Below are 15,095 nucleotides of genomic sequence, written 5' to 3'. Positions count from 1 at the left end.
CTCAGAAATTCAAATTTAATTGTAATTTGGGTTCATAAATTGTAAAAATAAAATTAATGCTAAAAACATACCATAGCTTTATCCTCTTTCTTTTCTGTTGGTTATTTTTAGCAAATAATAGTATTGCTCAGAGCTTTGGAGATGTATGGTTGTCAACAGGTATCCAGTCTATGGCCAGTAAAGATGAAGGTTTCTCTTCATTGAATTACAAAGGTAATAAATCTACAAGCTCAGTAGGTTTTGTTCTGAGTAAAAAACATAAAACACAATGGTTTCAGGGAGATTTTTCCTATGGTGTATTGGCCAATCAATCTGGTGGAACCATGAATGAAATGGGTGTGATTTTTACGAATTACACGTTTTACCATAAAGTAAAACCTGCTTCTCAAGGGTTTCAATGGGGTTGGTCCAACAAGAATACCATGCATATCCGAAGGCACAACCAATTTAGTAATTATAGTTTCCGCTATGATTATTTCAGCGCTATAGGGCCGGTGGCCAGGTACCTTTTGCCTTTCGAGTGGAAGAAAAAGTCTTTGCTTTGGCAGAATATGATAAATTGGCAGTTATTAGGGATTCAGGTCAAATCAGGCTATATAGGAGCTGAGCCAGAAAATTTCCAAGAAGATAATTCTTTGGTAAATAATTTTTTTAGTACTGTAAAACCATTCATTCCAATAAGTGATCTGGATTTTGGTTTTTCTTCTACCCTTTATTGGAAGCTACCAACAAACAACCGATTAGGGCTTAGGTATCAGGTTAATTACACCAAACTTTCAGGTATTAAGAAAGTTTATCGATTGGATCATTCTGTCGATCTGATATTAAATGTTAGGCTATGGTAAATAAAATTAATCTTTGCTTGATCGCATTGCTTGTTTTTACTTCTTGTGAAAATTGGGTAATCCCTGAGGATCCTGAATCAGAGTCGCTAGCTATATTTGATAGTCTGTGGGAGGATGTTAATGAACGCTATTCATTTTTTGAACACAAAGAAATTGACTGGGAGGAGATAAGGACCACCTATAGAGCAAAAGTAAACAAAAATATTAGCTCAGTAGGTTTATTTGATGTTTTAGCAAGCATGCTGTTTGAATTAAGAGATGGACATGTCAACCTTGCCACAGGTTTTGACAACAGTCGAAATTGGGAATGGTACCAAGACTATCCTGACAATTACGATCAAAACATTATCGATAAAAATTATCTCCAACGCGATTTCTGGATCAGTGGACCTTTGAAACATCAGTTTATCAACGATGTGCTTTATGTAAATTATAGGTCCTTTTCACAAGGTATCACGCAAGGAAACTTACAAGTGATTATAGAAAGGGCCAAACTAGGGCGTGGTATAATAATAGATGTTAGAAACAATGGTGGTGGCAGCCTTGGAAACGCTTATACCTTAGCTTCAGCATTTACCGATAGTGAGGTATTGATAGCCCGAAAGCGCATTAAAAACGGAATTGGAAAGGATGATTTCTCCTCTTGGGAGGATTTAAAGGTACCCGCTGGCGAAAATGTTTATAGCGGTCCAGTGGTTGTCCTCACCAATCGAAGAGCTTATAGTGCTACTACTTTTTTTGCCCAAATGATGAAAGAATTGCCACAAGTGACTTTAGTAGGTGATCAGACAGGTGGTGGCGGTGGCATACCTGTTTATGGTGAATTGGTAAATGGGTGGACCTATCGTTTTTCAGGTACCCAAACCATTGATTTGGAGGGGAGACAGATAGAGGATGGGGTACTTGTTGACGTGCGGGTAGATTTAAACCCCATAAGTATAGCAAAGGGAGAGGATAATATTATCACCACCGCATTGAGGATACTTATGGGGAACAATTAAATTAAACAATTTCTATTGGGAGCCTTTCAGGTAGGCCAATAAATCTGCCATTTCCTGGTCACTCATATTTTGTTCCAGACCATTTGGCATCAGTGATAGTCCAGGGTTTTCTATGTTTTTTATTTGGGTACGTAAGATGTTTTCCTCTGTACCATAAGCAGTCCTTAAACTTAACGAATTGGCAGATTCGGCAGCAATTCTACCCGTTACTTGTTTGCCTTCGTGCGTTGTGACAGTGATGGCTTGATAACCTGGGAAAACCTCATAATTAGGCACAATGGTATGTAGAAGCAAGGCCAATGCTGGCTGGTTACTTATACCTGATAAATCTGGGCCTACATCCCCACCTTCACCCGCATAAGTATGACAGGTGGCACAATTAGTTTTAAAAATACCTTCACCGTTTGTAGCGGTCCCTTTTAAATCCAAAATCCTCTTATGCTCCTCATAAACTTTCATTCTACCTCCTGATTCCAATTCCTTGAAAAGATTTTCTGCACGAGACCTCACTTTTGGGTCACTGGTTTTCATTAAAGATAGTCTCGTTGAAGAAGAAATCTCAGCAGGGTTGATTTTGCCTTCCTCAATGGCCATCAACAATTGGTTGCGAAGAATTGGCCTTGATACAAGGGTTGCAATTACAGCTCCTTTTGTTTTAGGCGTATAGGCTTTCCATGCGGAGGTTTCTATCAGAATTTCCCCTGCTTCAACACTGTTTAAATTGCCCAGGGATTGTATAGCGGCCAACTGAATTTCAGGAGGGTTACTGGGAGAAATCAATTCCTTTAAGGAGAGCTCTGTCTCACCCGGTGAAAAATAACTTAAAAGGGCTGTAGCCTGAATCCGAGAGGTCAAACTGTCTTCAGAGGCAGATGCTCTTTTGGAGGTCTCTTGAATCAATGCATTTAATTGTTCTTCGGATTTGGTGTAGGCATCAAGGTAAGTTTTTTCACAGCCTTTTGTATTTCCCCTTTCACTGCCTTTTAAAAGGCCAAGCAGCAAAGAGAAAGTAGGGTTGTCCCATTCATTATTTATAGAAGAATCTATAAGCCCCGTTAATTCTTTAGCAGATACTGAACTACCTATTAGTTCTCCTAGTTCAGACCACAAAGGTAATTGAGAGAAATTAACCTGTTCCTTCTCAGCTTCTAAAATTTTCAGAAAGGCGATTTCCTGACCATTTAGAGCCGTCATCACAGCAGCCCTTGTCCATGGGTCAGAAGCATCTTCTTGAGCAATTTTGGCCAAATAAGGCAACCATTCCTTCTTTTTATTGGCACCAAAGGTAAGCGCAGTCATATAACGTACCCTTGGGTCGGCATCTGTGGCGCCTTTTATTAAAGTACCTGCCAATTGATCGGTAACGCTCGGCTTTAAGCCGAACGTGGCAATGATCTGTTCTCTAATGAGTGGGCCATTGTCATCATAGATGGTGGTCATCAAATTTTCATCCAAGGCATCTAAATGGAACAATAACCAAAATGCCTTCACTTTACCTTCACTTAATGCATCAGATAAAACCAATTCTTTAAGTGATGAGATTGCTTCTTGCGGCATTTTTTCAATTATTAACCTAAATGCGGTATTTCGTTCCCACTCATCATCGGAAGAAAGTGCCCTGATAAGCATTTCCGTGTTGACCGAGGAGGAGGAAGGGAATACTGTTTCAACCTTATTGTATTCAAAGTTATCCCTTGTAATTCTATAGATCCTACCTTTACCTTTGCCGCTTTCAAAGTCCAGTGCTCCTCTTGCCTCTTCTGGTACGTACGAAGGGTGGTCAATGACTTTTCGGTACATGTCCGCCAAATACATGGCTCCTTTAGGGCCGTGCGATAAGAAAACAGGGTTGAACCAGGAATCTGATGAAGATAAAAATTCCCAATCTTCATGTACCCTTTCGGAAATGAAAGTGGCGCCATTGCTTTTAACCGATTGCCTTTGAACCAGGTTCTGGGCAGGCTCACAGATAAAAGCATTGCCTTTATGCGCTTCATGTAACCCTTTACTTTCAAAAATTAAAGTGCCGCAAGCAGAGGTAAAAGTACCTTGATGTGACAAGCCCATTAATTTAGGTATGTAATCTGCAGTAGTAACGCTTTTACTAATAGGATATACAAATCCCTCTGCTTCAGCTGGGGATACATCCTCTATAGTTTTATTGAATAGCAAGTTCGGGTTATTGCTTAATTGATCGGGTTCCATTACGATGTGTTGTAACGGATGTCTGTTACTTGAACCAAATCTTCTACCGTAAGCATCAAAAGCAAGTCCAAATTGACTTTTCCCGCCTCTCAACTGAAATTCTAATGTTTCAGGATTAAATCTTCCATCTGCGCCATTAAATGAGATAGGCTTCCTTTCCGGATGGGCTGGGGAATAGACCTCCCCGCCATTTAGACCACTGGTGACATATATCCAGCCATCTAGCCCTAGGGTAGGATGTGAGGTTCGGATTTGTGCAGTTCTGTTGGCATTAAAACCAGTTAATACGATTTCTTGAATGTCTGCTTTACCATCGCCAGTCGTGTCTTTGAAGTAATAAATATGTGGCGCACAAGTCACAAAAACCCCGCCTTTCCAAGCCATGATTCCATTGGGATAGGTCAAACCATCTACAAAGACACTTCGTTGGTCGTATTTTCCATCCCCATCACTGTCCACTAATCTGGAGATTTTCCCTAAAGTATCAGGTTTTTTTCCATCCATTGGATCAGGATAGCCTGTGTTTTCAGCCACATATAGTATTCCTTTTTCATCAAAAGCGAAAGCAGAGGGATCTGCTACCAAAGGATCTGCTGCTACTAAATCTATCTGTAGCCCAGGTTCTAGCTGAAAGGCTGCCATTGAAGTTTTTAAGGCTGAAGAATCCGCATAGGTATATTGAGGAGAATTGACAGGGTTCTCTTGAATTTTAAATTTTGGAGGAGTATCCACCGTTGCTTTTTCCTGTTGGCAGGCCACTAATAAAGCGAAACAAGTCACTATAGACCAATTTCTTGTGGATAAAAGGAAGTTTAACAAGTTTTTACGATTTTTTAATTTGCAATACATGAGTGTTGGTTTATCGAATTTCAGGTGGAACATTTCCGTAATTCCAAGGTTCCCCTGTAAAGGTGGGCGCTTTTTGGAATTCGGGTAAAGGGCCAGGTTTAAGGGGTTCAATGAGTTTTAAGCTTTGGTCAACAATTTGGTTGCCCGCTGTAATTTCTAAATTGCTATAAGAGGTAAGCCTGGTTTCATAGCCTCCGCCAGTTGAAGAGAAGGCCTCTAGTGTAGGGACATAACCTACACAGTCATTGGCCATGCTTACAGGAAAAGTGAGTGGAAATTGGCTTTCTGCTTTAATTTTAAGACCCAGCTCACAGAAGAATTCTGCGGGGTTACTTACTAGCACCACAGGACCGAGTTGAATGGCTTGAATTTCTACCTGATGTGTAGGGTGGCGTTTTGCATAGCTATCGAGCATAACCGTTTCCTTCGCAAATACCCAATTGGTTTTCCCGACTTCTTCAGGGCTTTTCTTAACCATTGCCAAACTTTCCCTGACTTTTTCCTCGGTAGGAATCCTTCTTTTTATATTGATAAATTCTCTTGAAGTGGAAATAGGGAAAGTGGTCCCTCGAGGAATTGATAACAGTGTTTTAACCGCCTCGGCCCCAACACTTGCACCAACATATCTGGCCCAGGCTTCACCTGATCTATTTTTATTGGGGTTTCGGTTGTTGACTTGAGTCACATCACCACTTGCTCCCTGGAGAAAAACCACTACACAGTCTTTACCTAAAGCACCTTTTATTGTTTGTTCCATATAATATACCCAATTGGCTGAAACACCTCCTGGGTTAGTAGTAGAGTGGCATGCGAAATTTACTACGCAGCCAATACAATTGCCTTCTGTATCCCATGCACCAATAACACCTACTTCAGGATCAATAGGTCCAGCTACTTTTGAGATTTCGGGATTTAACTGTCCGGGGTGCGTATAGGTTTTCCCATTTTTCATGAAAAATCGCCGGTTAAAAGATACCTTTTCCTCTTTGCCACTGCCTACACCAATTTCTACATCTTCCAAGCTTTCCAGTGCCTTTAAGGCCGTTTCTATTGTTGTTTTTTTAGTGGTAGCCAAATATTTTGGGTCGGCACAAGAGGATTGCTTGTAGGCAAGATCCTGAACAAAAGGGGATGCTTGGTCATATTGCCCTGGCATAACCATGGCAGTTGGGCCAGAAGAATGGGAATGCGATGCTGATATCATTATTTCTTCTTTTGAAATATCATGTTTAGCAGCAATACCCACTTTGATTTCGTCAACCCACGGTTGGTACACCGCCAATGCATCAAACCCGATGACCAGTGCTTTTTTTGTACCGCTTTGAAAGGCTGAAACCCTTACCTTACAAGGGTCATGAAAGGTTTTGTGGTAATTCTTGCCATAGTTCCCAGGGCTTTCCATACCTATTTCCGGAGAAATGTCCCCATCTGAAAAAGCTGCCTTTACAGGGGCTTCAAAGGGATTTGGGTTATTGATAGAGGTGCTGGCTTCTACTGTGCTTATAGAAAGGCCTAATCCTGCAGATAATATTGTGGTTTGTTTTAGAAATTTTCTTCGTGAGGATAAATCAACTCGTGTATTTTTTAACATATTAAATTAAATATGAGGTTGTATTGTGGATAAGTGTACGTTACCAAAGATAAAGTAAAAACACGGTTAATATACTGGAAATCATTGATAGTTCCATTGATTTCATATAAAATAGGTAAGGAAATCCTTATTAATAGTCTCTTTTGGAGAATTTATTATAATAAGTTTCTCTGGGTTTAATTACGGTGAAGATTGAATTTATAAGTGGCACTTATTAGCGATACCATTGATTTGCTTGAAATTACACCCTTTTTACGAATCCAATTGTATAATGGGGGTTGATTTAGTTTGGAAGAATGGGTTTTCTCTAGTTCTCCAAAATTATTGAATTGAGGTCTAGAGGATTATTTTCACCATCTTTAACCTCCTGTTTCCAAAAAATGGTAATTTTAACCGAATTATTTAAACCGATTATGATCACCAAACAAGAAAATATTTCACTTTTTAAGGGTTTGTCTTTGGATAATACTTCCTTAAAGGCGTATTTCAAACGAATAGGTTTTGAAGGTAAACCAGAAAAAAACCTTGAAACCATAAAGGAACTTCATTGCCTCCATCCACAAGCGATTCCTTTTGAAAATATAGACCCATTCTTAGAAGTGCCTGTGGAGCTTACTTTACCTGATATTTTCCAAAAAATGGTTAATTTGGAAAGGGGAGGGTTTTGTTTTGAGCAAAACTTACTTTTTGGAGCGGTTTTAAATACGCTCGGATTTGATGTGGTAGGGTTATCCGCCAGGGTGTTTTGGGAAATTGGTGAAGGAGAAATCAGGCCAAGGGACCATATGTTATTATTGTTGGACTTGGAAGGAATAAAATATCTTCTTGATGTTGGATTCGGCTCTGCTTCCTTTTCTTCTCCCTTGGTGTTGGATCAGGAAGGCATTCAGGATACTGGGGATTATCAATACCGAATTAGCTTGGTGTCGGGGTTTTATTATTTGGAAATTAAGATTAAAAGCTCGTGGCGATTAATGCATCGATTTGGTTTGGAGCATCAAATGCTACCTGATTATGAAGTGGTCAGCTGGTTCTTGTGTACTTTTCCTAAATCTGTTTTTATAAAGGATTTAATGGTGGCCAGGAGTTTTCTCGATGGTAGGTATGCCCTACATAATAATCAATTTACTGTTCACAAAAAAAATGAGGCAAGTGTCAAAAGGCTTCTTCACACTGTGGAAGAGCTAACGGATGTTTTGCAAGAAATATTTCTAATCAAGCTTCCTGAAAATGATAAATTAAAAGTGAAGTTGCAGGGTTTGATAAATGGGGACAGTTTTAGTGAAAAATAAAAAAGGCCACTTTTTACAGAGGCCTTTAAAAAATTAGCTGTTATTTTAATTCCACAGGATTAAAAAATTTACTGAATAGGAATTTTGCTGTCAAATGAAAAAAAATAATGGTTTAGTTTAAATAAATTTGATGGTATCCAATTTCAGGTTGTAATAGCTGATATTCAATAGTATTTTCTTGTTTTTTGAAATTGTTAGGCATCTTTCCTACTTTCCAGTTTGCAGGTTTGTGAAATCTACCTTCCTTTTTAAATTGATCAAAAGTTTCAGGATCATCTTCAGCATTTCTAATGGCTTTGATTGTAAATAAAAGTCCTAAAGCTGCTCCGAGTACTGCGTATATTAAAATGTAACTGTTCATGCGCTTGATTTTATTTTTTTACCTTTCAATTTGCTGAAGGATTACAGTACTTAATTCGGTGTTATCCTTATTCAGAATGATTAATTAATAATTCAAATTTAAGGAAATTTTATTATATAATTCAATTAAAAACCATTGTTTTTTTGGTTAAAATTTTGTAAATATAAAATAGTATTTTGTTACATTGTTTTTGTATTTCAAATTGATGTTTTGGAAGATTTGTACTAAAACTTTATTATTCAAAGTGTAGTTTTATCAATTCTCAGTTTTTTTATAGTCATTTGGCCTTGCCAATAGAGAGTCATATTGTATAAAAATACCAACTGTCAAGGGTATAATTCGAAATAAAATTTTGCATGAAGCAAGTCCTCTGAAAGGTTTTTAAATTTGCCTATGGATTGGCAAAGTCACTGGGGAAGAGATAGGTTTACATCCACCTCAACTTTTTAATATTGCTTGAATTTACCCAATCGCTCTAACTGTTGGTCCAAAACACCTTTGGATTAAATATGAAAATACTTTTGCTTTAGGTCCTTTTGTTAATATCTGCTTGCGAAGGTGAATTCAACATTATCCAAGTGGCTATTTTAGATTATTTTTTGTTAATTGAAATTGTATAATTTAATGGGTGGTTTTCTGGAATTTGAAACAATTGAATTTTAAGTCTTCCGAATTTGAAAACCTGATCAAAGCCGATAATAAAATTCTTGGACGGATTTGTGGTTTTAAACGGGTAAAGTATGCATTATCATTATTACGAATTCAAAACAATCAATTAACCAATATAACATGACTAAAAAGAAAAAATCCTCTTTGTCCAGGCGTAAGTTTATGGGCACAGGTTTGCTTAGCGCAGCAGGGATAGGGGTTTTGCCACAAATGAGTCTTGGCAAAGAAACTGATAATAAAAATGAGGCAAATGAAACTTTGCGTTTGGGTTTCATTGGAATGGGAAGGCAAAGCAATGGGCTACTTGGGAGCTTTATTACTTTACCCAACATAGAAGTGGTAGCAGGCTGTGATGTATATGAAGACAAGCGGCAAAGATTTCTAAATCGAACAAACGATTATTACAAAGGTAAAGGTAAAACAGTAGAAGTAGCTGTATATGAAAACTACCACGACCTTTTGGCTAGGAAAGATATAGATGCTGTAGTCATAGCCAGTCCGGACCACTGGCATGCGCTAATGGCCATTGATGCATGTAAAGCAGGTAAAGACATCTATTTGGAAAAACCCCTAACCTTTACCATCAAGGAAGGGCAGGAGTTGGTTAAAGCCGTACGTTCCAATAGTATCGTTTTGGCAACAGGAAGCATGCAAAGGTCCTATGATAACTTTCAGCATGCAGTAAAAATGGTGCAAAAAGGAAGAATAGGAGCGATTAAAAAAGTTTATGCTTGTGTTGGTGGACCTCCAAAGCCTTATGATTTACCGAAGGAGGATATACCTGCTGGTCTTAATTGGGACATGTGGTTAGGCCCTTTGGCTGCAGACATACATTTCAACAATGACCTTAATCCACCTATTTCTATCAACCCTCCTGAGAACGAAAAAGTGTGGGGTGCCTGGCGTTGGTATAAGGAGACTGGCGGTGGATTGACCACAGATTGGGGTGCACATATGTTTGATATCGCCCAGTGGGCAATAGGAATGGATCGCAGTGGACCTATAGAAATTATACCTGCTGGATATAAAAACACCAAACATTTGACATTTATCTATTCAAATGGTGTGACGGTTACCGAAGAACCTTTTGATAAGAAAGAAACTAGGGGGTGTAGATTCGTAGGCAAGGACGGATGGATAGAGGTTTCAAGATCACATTATGAAGCATCAGACGATACCTTGTACCCATTGATAGCAGAAGGTGAAAATTTGAGAGGCGGTGCTGGTACTGCCCATCATATAGACTTCATAGAATCTGTGCGAAGGAGAAAAGATCCAATAGCATCAGTAGAAATTGGGCATAGCACCTGTACTACTTGTAACCTTGGAAATATTGCATACGATCTGGGTAGACCATTGAAGTGGGATCCGGTGAATGAAAAATTCGCCAATTCAGACCCTGAAGCAGAGGAACAGCTTCATAGAACTTATAGGCCTGGTTACAGGTTGTAAAAAAGCAAAAAAAGCGAAACTTTTAAAGTTTCGCTTTTTTTATGCCCTAAGGTGTATTTACTTTATAAATCAACAAACGGGTTAAATAAGGATTGTTCTGTTAAAAAAGGTAAAGCATTAAAAGAACTAAAATACTGTAAAAATCAGGTTGTTATCCTTTAATAGGTGTGGTTTTTTTGTGCATTTAAATAAAAACAAAAAAATGCATGGTGAAACCTTTCGGAGGTCACAAAATGACTGATTTTTAATTGACCACATCAGGTTATAGCGGGCTTATAACCTGATGTGGAATTCTTAGGTATTCTAAGGTGCCAAAAGTTTTCTTATTTCTGGCAGAAGGAATTCATACATTCTGTAATTGCCCAAATCATTGAAATGTGTTCCATCGACAGTGGCTTCGTTGTCAAGTCCAATCAGGTCCTTGCTAAAGATGTAATGGAGGTTTTTGTTGTTCTTTTTTGCATCCAGGTATACTTTTCTCAGGGCATTGTTTTGATTCTGAATATAGGACAGTGTGCCAAATACGGAAGGATCATTTTCTTTAAAATAGGCATAATCTCTGATAATACTTTCCACCAATACAATAGGAACGGAATCATCAATGTTTCTGATAAAAGCGATGGTCTCTGGTAAATTTTTCAATATGGTATCAGGGGCTGAGTTAGGTGTGCAATCCAATACGATAACGGAAGGCTTGGAAGGCATGATAAATTGGACTACTTCTTTTTCAAATCGACCATTTCCGCTAAATCCAAGATTGATTACTTCTTTGTTGATTTCTCTTTCCAATAAGGCAGCATAAGTAAGTCCCGGTCTGGAAGCAGAGGCCCCCTGTGTGATACTCGTCCCGTAAAATATTATGGGATTTTCTCGGTCAATAATGGCATCCTCTGGCTTGGTGATCGTGGCTTCCTCATCTACGCCTATTTCAAGTTTTTCTACTCCTTCGTACAGTGGAAGATTTAGCAAGTATTCCCGGTTTCCTTTTGCCATACCTGTTATCACAGTGGCCTCATTCGTTAATTCCTTACCTGGAATGGCAACCCCTACAAATTGCCACCTGCCCTTAGTATAAGCATATAAATCCAAACCATTACTGGCAATTGGGGTCATATTGCCTTTGACCCTATTGTTCTTCAAGGTCCATCGGATTTTTATGGTAGATGAGTTGGAGGTAAATCGGATAGCTATTCCCGAACTGTGCTTTGACAAATTCCATACAGCCGGTCTTACTTCACTTTCCGCCTCAGAAGGCAACCTTGAATAAAGTGTATTGCCTGGAAGCAAGCCTAATATTTCAAAATTAGATGCTTCCTTATAGTAAAAGGTTGGGTTTACTTTTTCTTTTGAACTTACGGGAGTTTGGGCCAATGTCTTTTGGCTTAATGTATTTATAATCGTGCAAATAAGAATTGTTAAAAAAATGTTGCGAGGCACCTTGACTAAAGTGTTTATCATAAGACTATTAATTTTAGGATTATTTCTACCTGATGTGTTCAAGGGCTTCTAAAACGACTGCCATGATCTATATCGGTTACAATATAACAGAAAGACATGAGCTACAGAATGAAATTTATTCTAATGAGGGAAAACCTTAGAATTCGGGTTAAGGATTAGTATTCAATTATTATTGTACTGAAGAAGATGTCAGCTTACTCACAGCCACCTCTTTCTCCCACCTTCCCATGGCCTGCGAAAGGCTTTGGTAAACCTCAGAATTCTCTAATTTTAGGTTTTTGCTTTCCGACAAGTCTGACGTAAGATTATACAGCGCTCCCTCTGGGTTGATTTCATCCTGAATAAATTTCCAGTCACCCATTCTTGCCGCTTTGGCTTCAGGAGTCTTCCAGAATACAGTTCTTTCAGGCATTGCTTTTCTTTGTGTGATAACGTTTAGAAAGCTTGATCCATCCAAGGCATGGTTTCCATTTTGATTTGGCATTGGGCTGCCAATTATTTCTAGAAGAGTAGGCAAGATGTCCATACTCATCAGGGTTTCATCAGAAATTACGTTTTCTGGTATTTTTCCCGGCCAATAGGCAATCGCCGGAACCCTGTGTCCACCTTCATAGAGGTCTCCTTTTTCCCCTCTAAGTGCCCCATTTGACCCAACTTTCGGCCAGGTTTTACCATCATAATCAAGGTATTGCCCATTGTCTGAGGTGAAAAATATAAGCGTGTTCTTATCCAGGCCTTCTGCTTCTAAATAATCAACTAGCCTTCCTACATTTTTGTCTAAGGATTGAATCATTTCCTTTAAAATTTCAGGTACATCCTTGGGCTGGTGGGGACCTAATTTACTATGAGACCCCGGTTTATTTCTGGTAAAATCTTCTCCTTTTATCCGTGTTTGTAGGTTGCTGTCGGCAGGTGATTGCCAAGGGAAATGAACCCCTAGATGGGCGAGGTATAGAAAGAAAGGTTGCTCTTTATTTTTCTTGATAAAGTTTATTCCATTTGCGGTAATCACATCTGTGGTATACCCTTTCTGAAAAGTCAATTGGTTATTGTGCCACCAGTCCTGATACCCATGCCTGTCTATTTTACTGAAATAATCACCACAACCTGAGGTCAATCCTCTAAATTCATCGAAACCAAAGTTGGTAGGATTGGCATTTGGATGATTTCCCAGGTGCCATTTACCAAAAAATGCGGTTGCATAGCCAGCGCTTTTCAAATGGTCTGCGATGGTTTTTGGTTTAGCATGGCTATTACTGCTTATGCCAATTACACTACCAACTCCTGGTTCCTGCCAATGTCCGGGAAGTGGATCTTCTATACCTACCCTTTGCTGGTAGCGTCCTGTAAGCAAGGCAGCTCTTGTAGGGGAGCACATGGCGCCATTGCTGTGGAAATCCGTGAATAGCATGCCCTTTTTAGCTAGCCGATTAAGGTTTGGGGTGTCGGCCTCACCTCCGTAATAGCCTCCAAGATCTCCATAACCAATATCATCGGCAAGGATAATGATTATATTGGGTTTGGTACTGGTTTGGGCACTAACTGCTGTGGAGTATAATGGCTGAAATAAGCAAAAAGCCAAGATATGAAATCTTATGTGAATCATTTTTTTACTATGATTAATGCTGAAAATATTTGTCAGTAGTTAATATACTACAAATAGATCATTTGTTCAGGCCATTTTTCTTCGGTTCACTTAAAATTATTTAGGCCTATGGTTTCCTAATATTTTTCTATATTGTTCTTTCAAATTTCAAATTCAAAATATCATTTACTATTCTATGAGGCCAATTCTAACCTTCAATTCATTATGCTTTTTATGCATAAGTCTATTCTTTTTTGCTTGCAAACAAGAGGTTTCAACCACATCTGAAACACCTCAAAAGCCCAATATTGTCATTATCTATATGGATGATTTGGGGTATGGGGACATGAGTGCTTACGAAGCAGGTTTGCTTGAAACCCCAAACATGGACTTTCTTGCCAACGGTGGTGTGAAATTTACTGCTGGATATGCTTCTTCTGCTACCTGCTCACCAAGTAGGTACGCCTTGTTAACAGGTACTTATCCATGGAGAAATAAGGATGCGAAAATATTACCAGGAACGGCACCATTACTCATTGGAACATCAGAGATGACCATTCCTAAAATGCTGAAAAGTGAAGGCTATGCCACTGCTGTGGTCGGAAAATGGCACCTGGGATTGGGTGCAGGTTCAGTCAACTGGAATGAAAAAGTAAGCCCTGGGCCTAATGAGGTAGGTTTTGATTATTCTTATATAATGGCGGCTACTCAGGATAGGGTACCCACGGTATATTTGGAGAATGGGCTCGTAGAAGGGTTGGATCCCAATGACCCAATTGAAGTGAGCTATGAAAAAAACTTTGTAGGAGAACCAACAGGGAAAGAAAACCCTGAGATGTTGAAAATGAAATGGCACCATGGCCATAACAACAGTATTGTCAACGGAATTCCTCGCATAGGTTTTATGAAGGGGGGAGAAAAAGCAAAATGGGTGGATGAAGACATGGCTGATCATTTCCTTGAAAAAGCACAGGCCTATGTAAAAGAGAAAAAAGACCAACCTTTCTTCTTGTATTATGCCTTGCAACAACCACATGTGCCAAGAACTCCTCATCCAAGGTTTGAAGGAAAATCGGGAATGGGTCCGCGTGGCGATGTTATTTTGGAAGCAGATTGGTGTGTTGGTCAATTTATGGAGACTTTAGAGAAGGAAGGACTTCTTGAAAATACGCTAGTGATTTTTTCTAGTGACAATGGACCGGTATTGAATGATGGTTATTATGACGATGCAGAGGAAAAAGTTGGAGACCATACCCCTTCAGGACCACTGAGAGGTGGGAAATACAGTTTGTTCGAAGCGGGTACCAGGGTGCCTTTTGTAAGTTATTGGAAAGGAACTGTGCAATCCGGAACCACCGATGCCATGGTAAGTCAGATTGATATTTTTAACTCTTTGGCGGCGATTGTAGGTAGTGATGAAAGGACTGCTGATGGTGAAGATTTTTCCGATGTATTCTTGGGTAAAGTTGACAAAGGAAGAGAATCCCTTATTTTGGAAGCCACTTCTCGTACCGCTTATCGAAAAGGAAATTGGGTATTGATACCTCCTTATAAAGGTCCTGCAGCCAATAAAATGGTGAACATAGAGCTTGGAAATGATGCTGATTTTCAGTTGTACGACTTGAGTAATGACATAGGCCAACAAAATAACCTGGCAAAAGAAAATCCCGAAAAGCTTAAAGAATTGCTGGAAGAATTTATTGCAATCAGAGGAGAGGACTTTGTCAATACAGAGGCTTTAGAGTTGAAGTAAGTTCATAAGCTGATCGAATTATAAATCAATTTAA

Annotated in this window: 10 protein-coding genes; 5 read left to right on the top strand and 5 right to left on the bottom strand. The window is 39.1% G+C overall.

The genetic code is table 11. The features are described 5' to 3' along the window. Positions 1–56: 56 nt before the first annotated feature. Both AC0L7T_RS18855 and AC0L7T_RS18850 read left to right on the top strand, forming a co-directional pair. A complete protein-coding gene (locus AC0L7T_RS18855) occupies positions 57–845 on the top strand; it encodes a hypothetical protein (protein ID WP_473337515.1) in 789 nt (262 codons plus the stop codon). Beyond that, complete coding sequence (locus AC0L7T_RS18850) at positions 839–1,846, top strand: S41 family peptidase (protein WP_473337514.1); 1,008 nt, start codon at positions 839–841, stop codon at positions 1,844–1,846. The genes AC0L7T_RS18855 and AC0L7T_RS18850 overlap by 7 nt, the downstream gene beginning before the upstream one ends. A gap of 12 nt (positions 1,847–1,858) precedes the next feature. Here the strand turns inward: AC0L7T_RS18850 and AC0L7T_RS18845 are convergent, their stop codons facing one another. Together AC0L7T_RS18845 and AC0L7T_RS18840 are read right to left on the bottom strand one after the other, a co-directional pair. Then, a complete protein-coding gene (locus tag AC0L7T_RS18845; RefSeq protein WP_473337513.1) occupies positions 1,859–4,900 on the bottom strand; it encodes a PVC-type heme-binding CxxCH protein in 3,042 nt (1,013 codons plus the stop codon). Between the two features lie 10 nt (positions 4,901–4,910). Continuing rightward, a complete protein-coding gene (locus AC0L7T_RS18840) occupies positions 4,911–6,491 on the bottom strand; it encodes a hypothetical protein (protein ID WP_473337511.1) in 1,581 nt (526 codons plus the stop codon). Positions 6,492–6,904: 413 nt separating this feature from the next. Here AC0L7T_RS18840 and AC0L7T_RS18835 point away from each other — a divergent pair, with 413 nt between their 5' ends. Continuing rightward, positions 6,905–7,783 (top strand): arylamine N-acetyltransferase family protein, encoded by an 879-nt coding sequence (locus tag AC0L7T_RS18835; RefSeq protein ID WP_473337509.1) that lies wholly within the window; start codon positions 6,905–6,907, stop codon positions 7,781–7,783. 112 nt (positions 7,784–7,895) lie between these two features. On the opposite strand, the gene AC0L7T_RS18830 is transcribed toward AC0L7T_RS18835, so the two are convergent. Continuing rightward, positions 7,896–8,144: a hypothetical protein gene (locus AC0L7T_RS18830; RefSeq protein ID WP_473337507.1), complete on the bottom strand. Its 249-nt coding sequence runs from the start codon at positions 8,142–8,144 to the stop codon at positions 7,896–7,898. Positions 8,145–8,933: 789 nt separating this feature from the next. Here AC0L7T_RS18830 and AC0L7T_RS18825 point away from each other — a divergent pair. Next, positions 8,934–10,265, top strand: a complete 1,332-nt coding sequence (locus AC0L7T_RS18825; RefSeq protein WP_473337505.1) for a Gfo/Idh/MocA family protein — start codon at positions 8,934–8,936, stop codon at positions 10,263–10,265. A 303-nt stretch (positions 10,266–10,568) separates the two neighbouring features. Here the strand turns inward: AC0L7T_RS18825 and AC0L7T_RS18820 are convergent, their stop codons facing one another. Further along, positions 10,569–11,723, bottom strand: coding sequence for an SGNH/GDSL hydrolase family protein (locus AC0L7T_RS18820; protein WP_473337502.1), 1,155 nt, complete (start codon positions 11,721–11,723; stop codon positions 10,569–10,571). Between the two features lie 169 nt (positions 11,724–11,892). After that, the gene (locus AC0L7T_RS18815; protein ID WP_473337500.1) at positions 11,893–13,329 is read right to left on the bottom strand and encodes a sulfatase-like hydrolase/transferase; all 1,437 of its coding nucleotides are present in this window, start codon (positions 13,327–13,329) and stop codon (positions 11,893–11,895) included. Between the two features lie 175 nt (positions 13,330–13,504). On the opposite strand from AC0L7T_RS18815, the gene AC0L7T_RS18810 reads away from it, so the two are divergent. Further along, positions 13,505–15,061: a sulfatase family protein gene (locus AC0L7T_RS18810; protein WP_473337498.1), complete on the top strand. Its 1,557-nt coding sequence runs from the start codon at positions 13,505–13,507 to the stop codon at positions 15,059–15,061. Positions 15,062–15,095 lie beyond the last annotated feature (34 nt).

It is taken from the genome of Cyclobacterium sp. 10D3-21, assembly GCF_055809755.1.
This window is presented reverse-complemented; position numbering and strand designations above follow the sequence as displayed.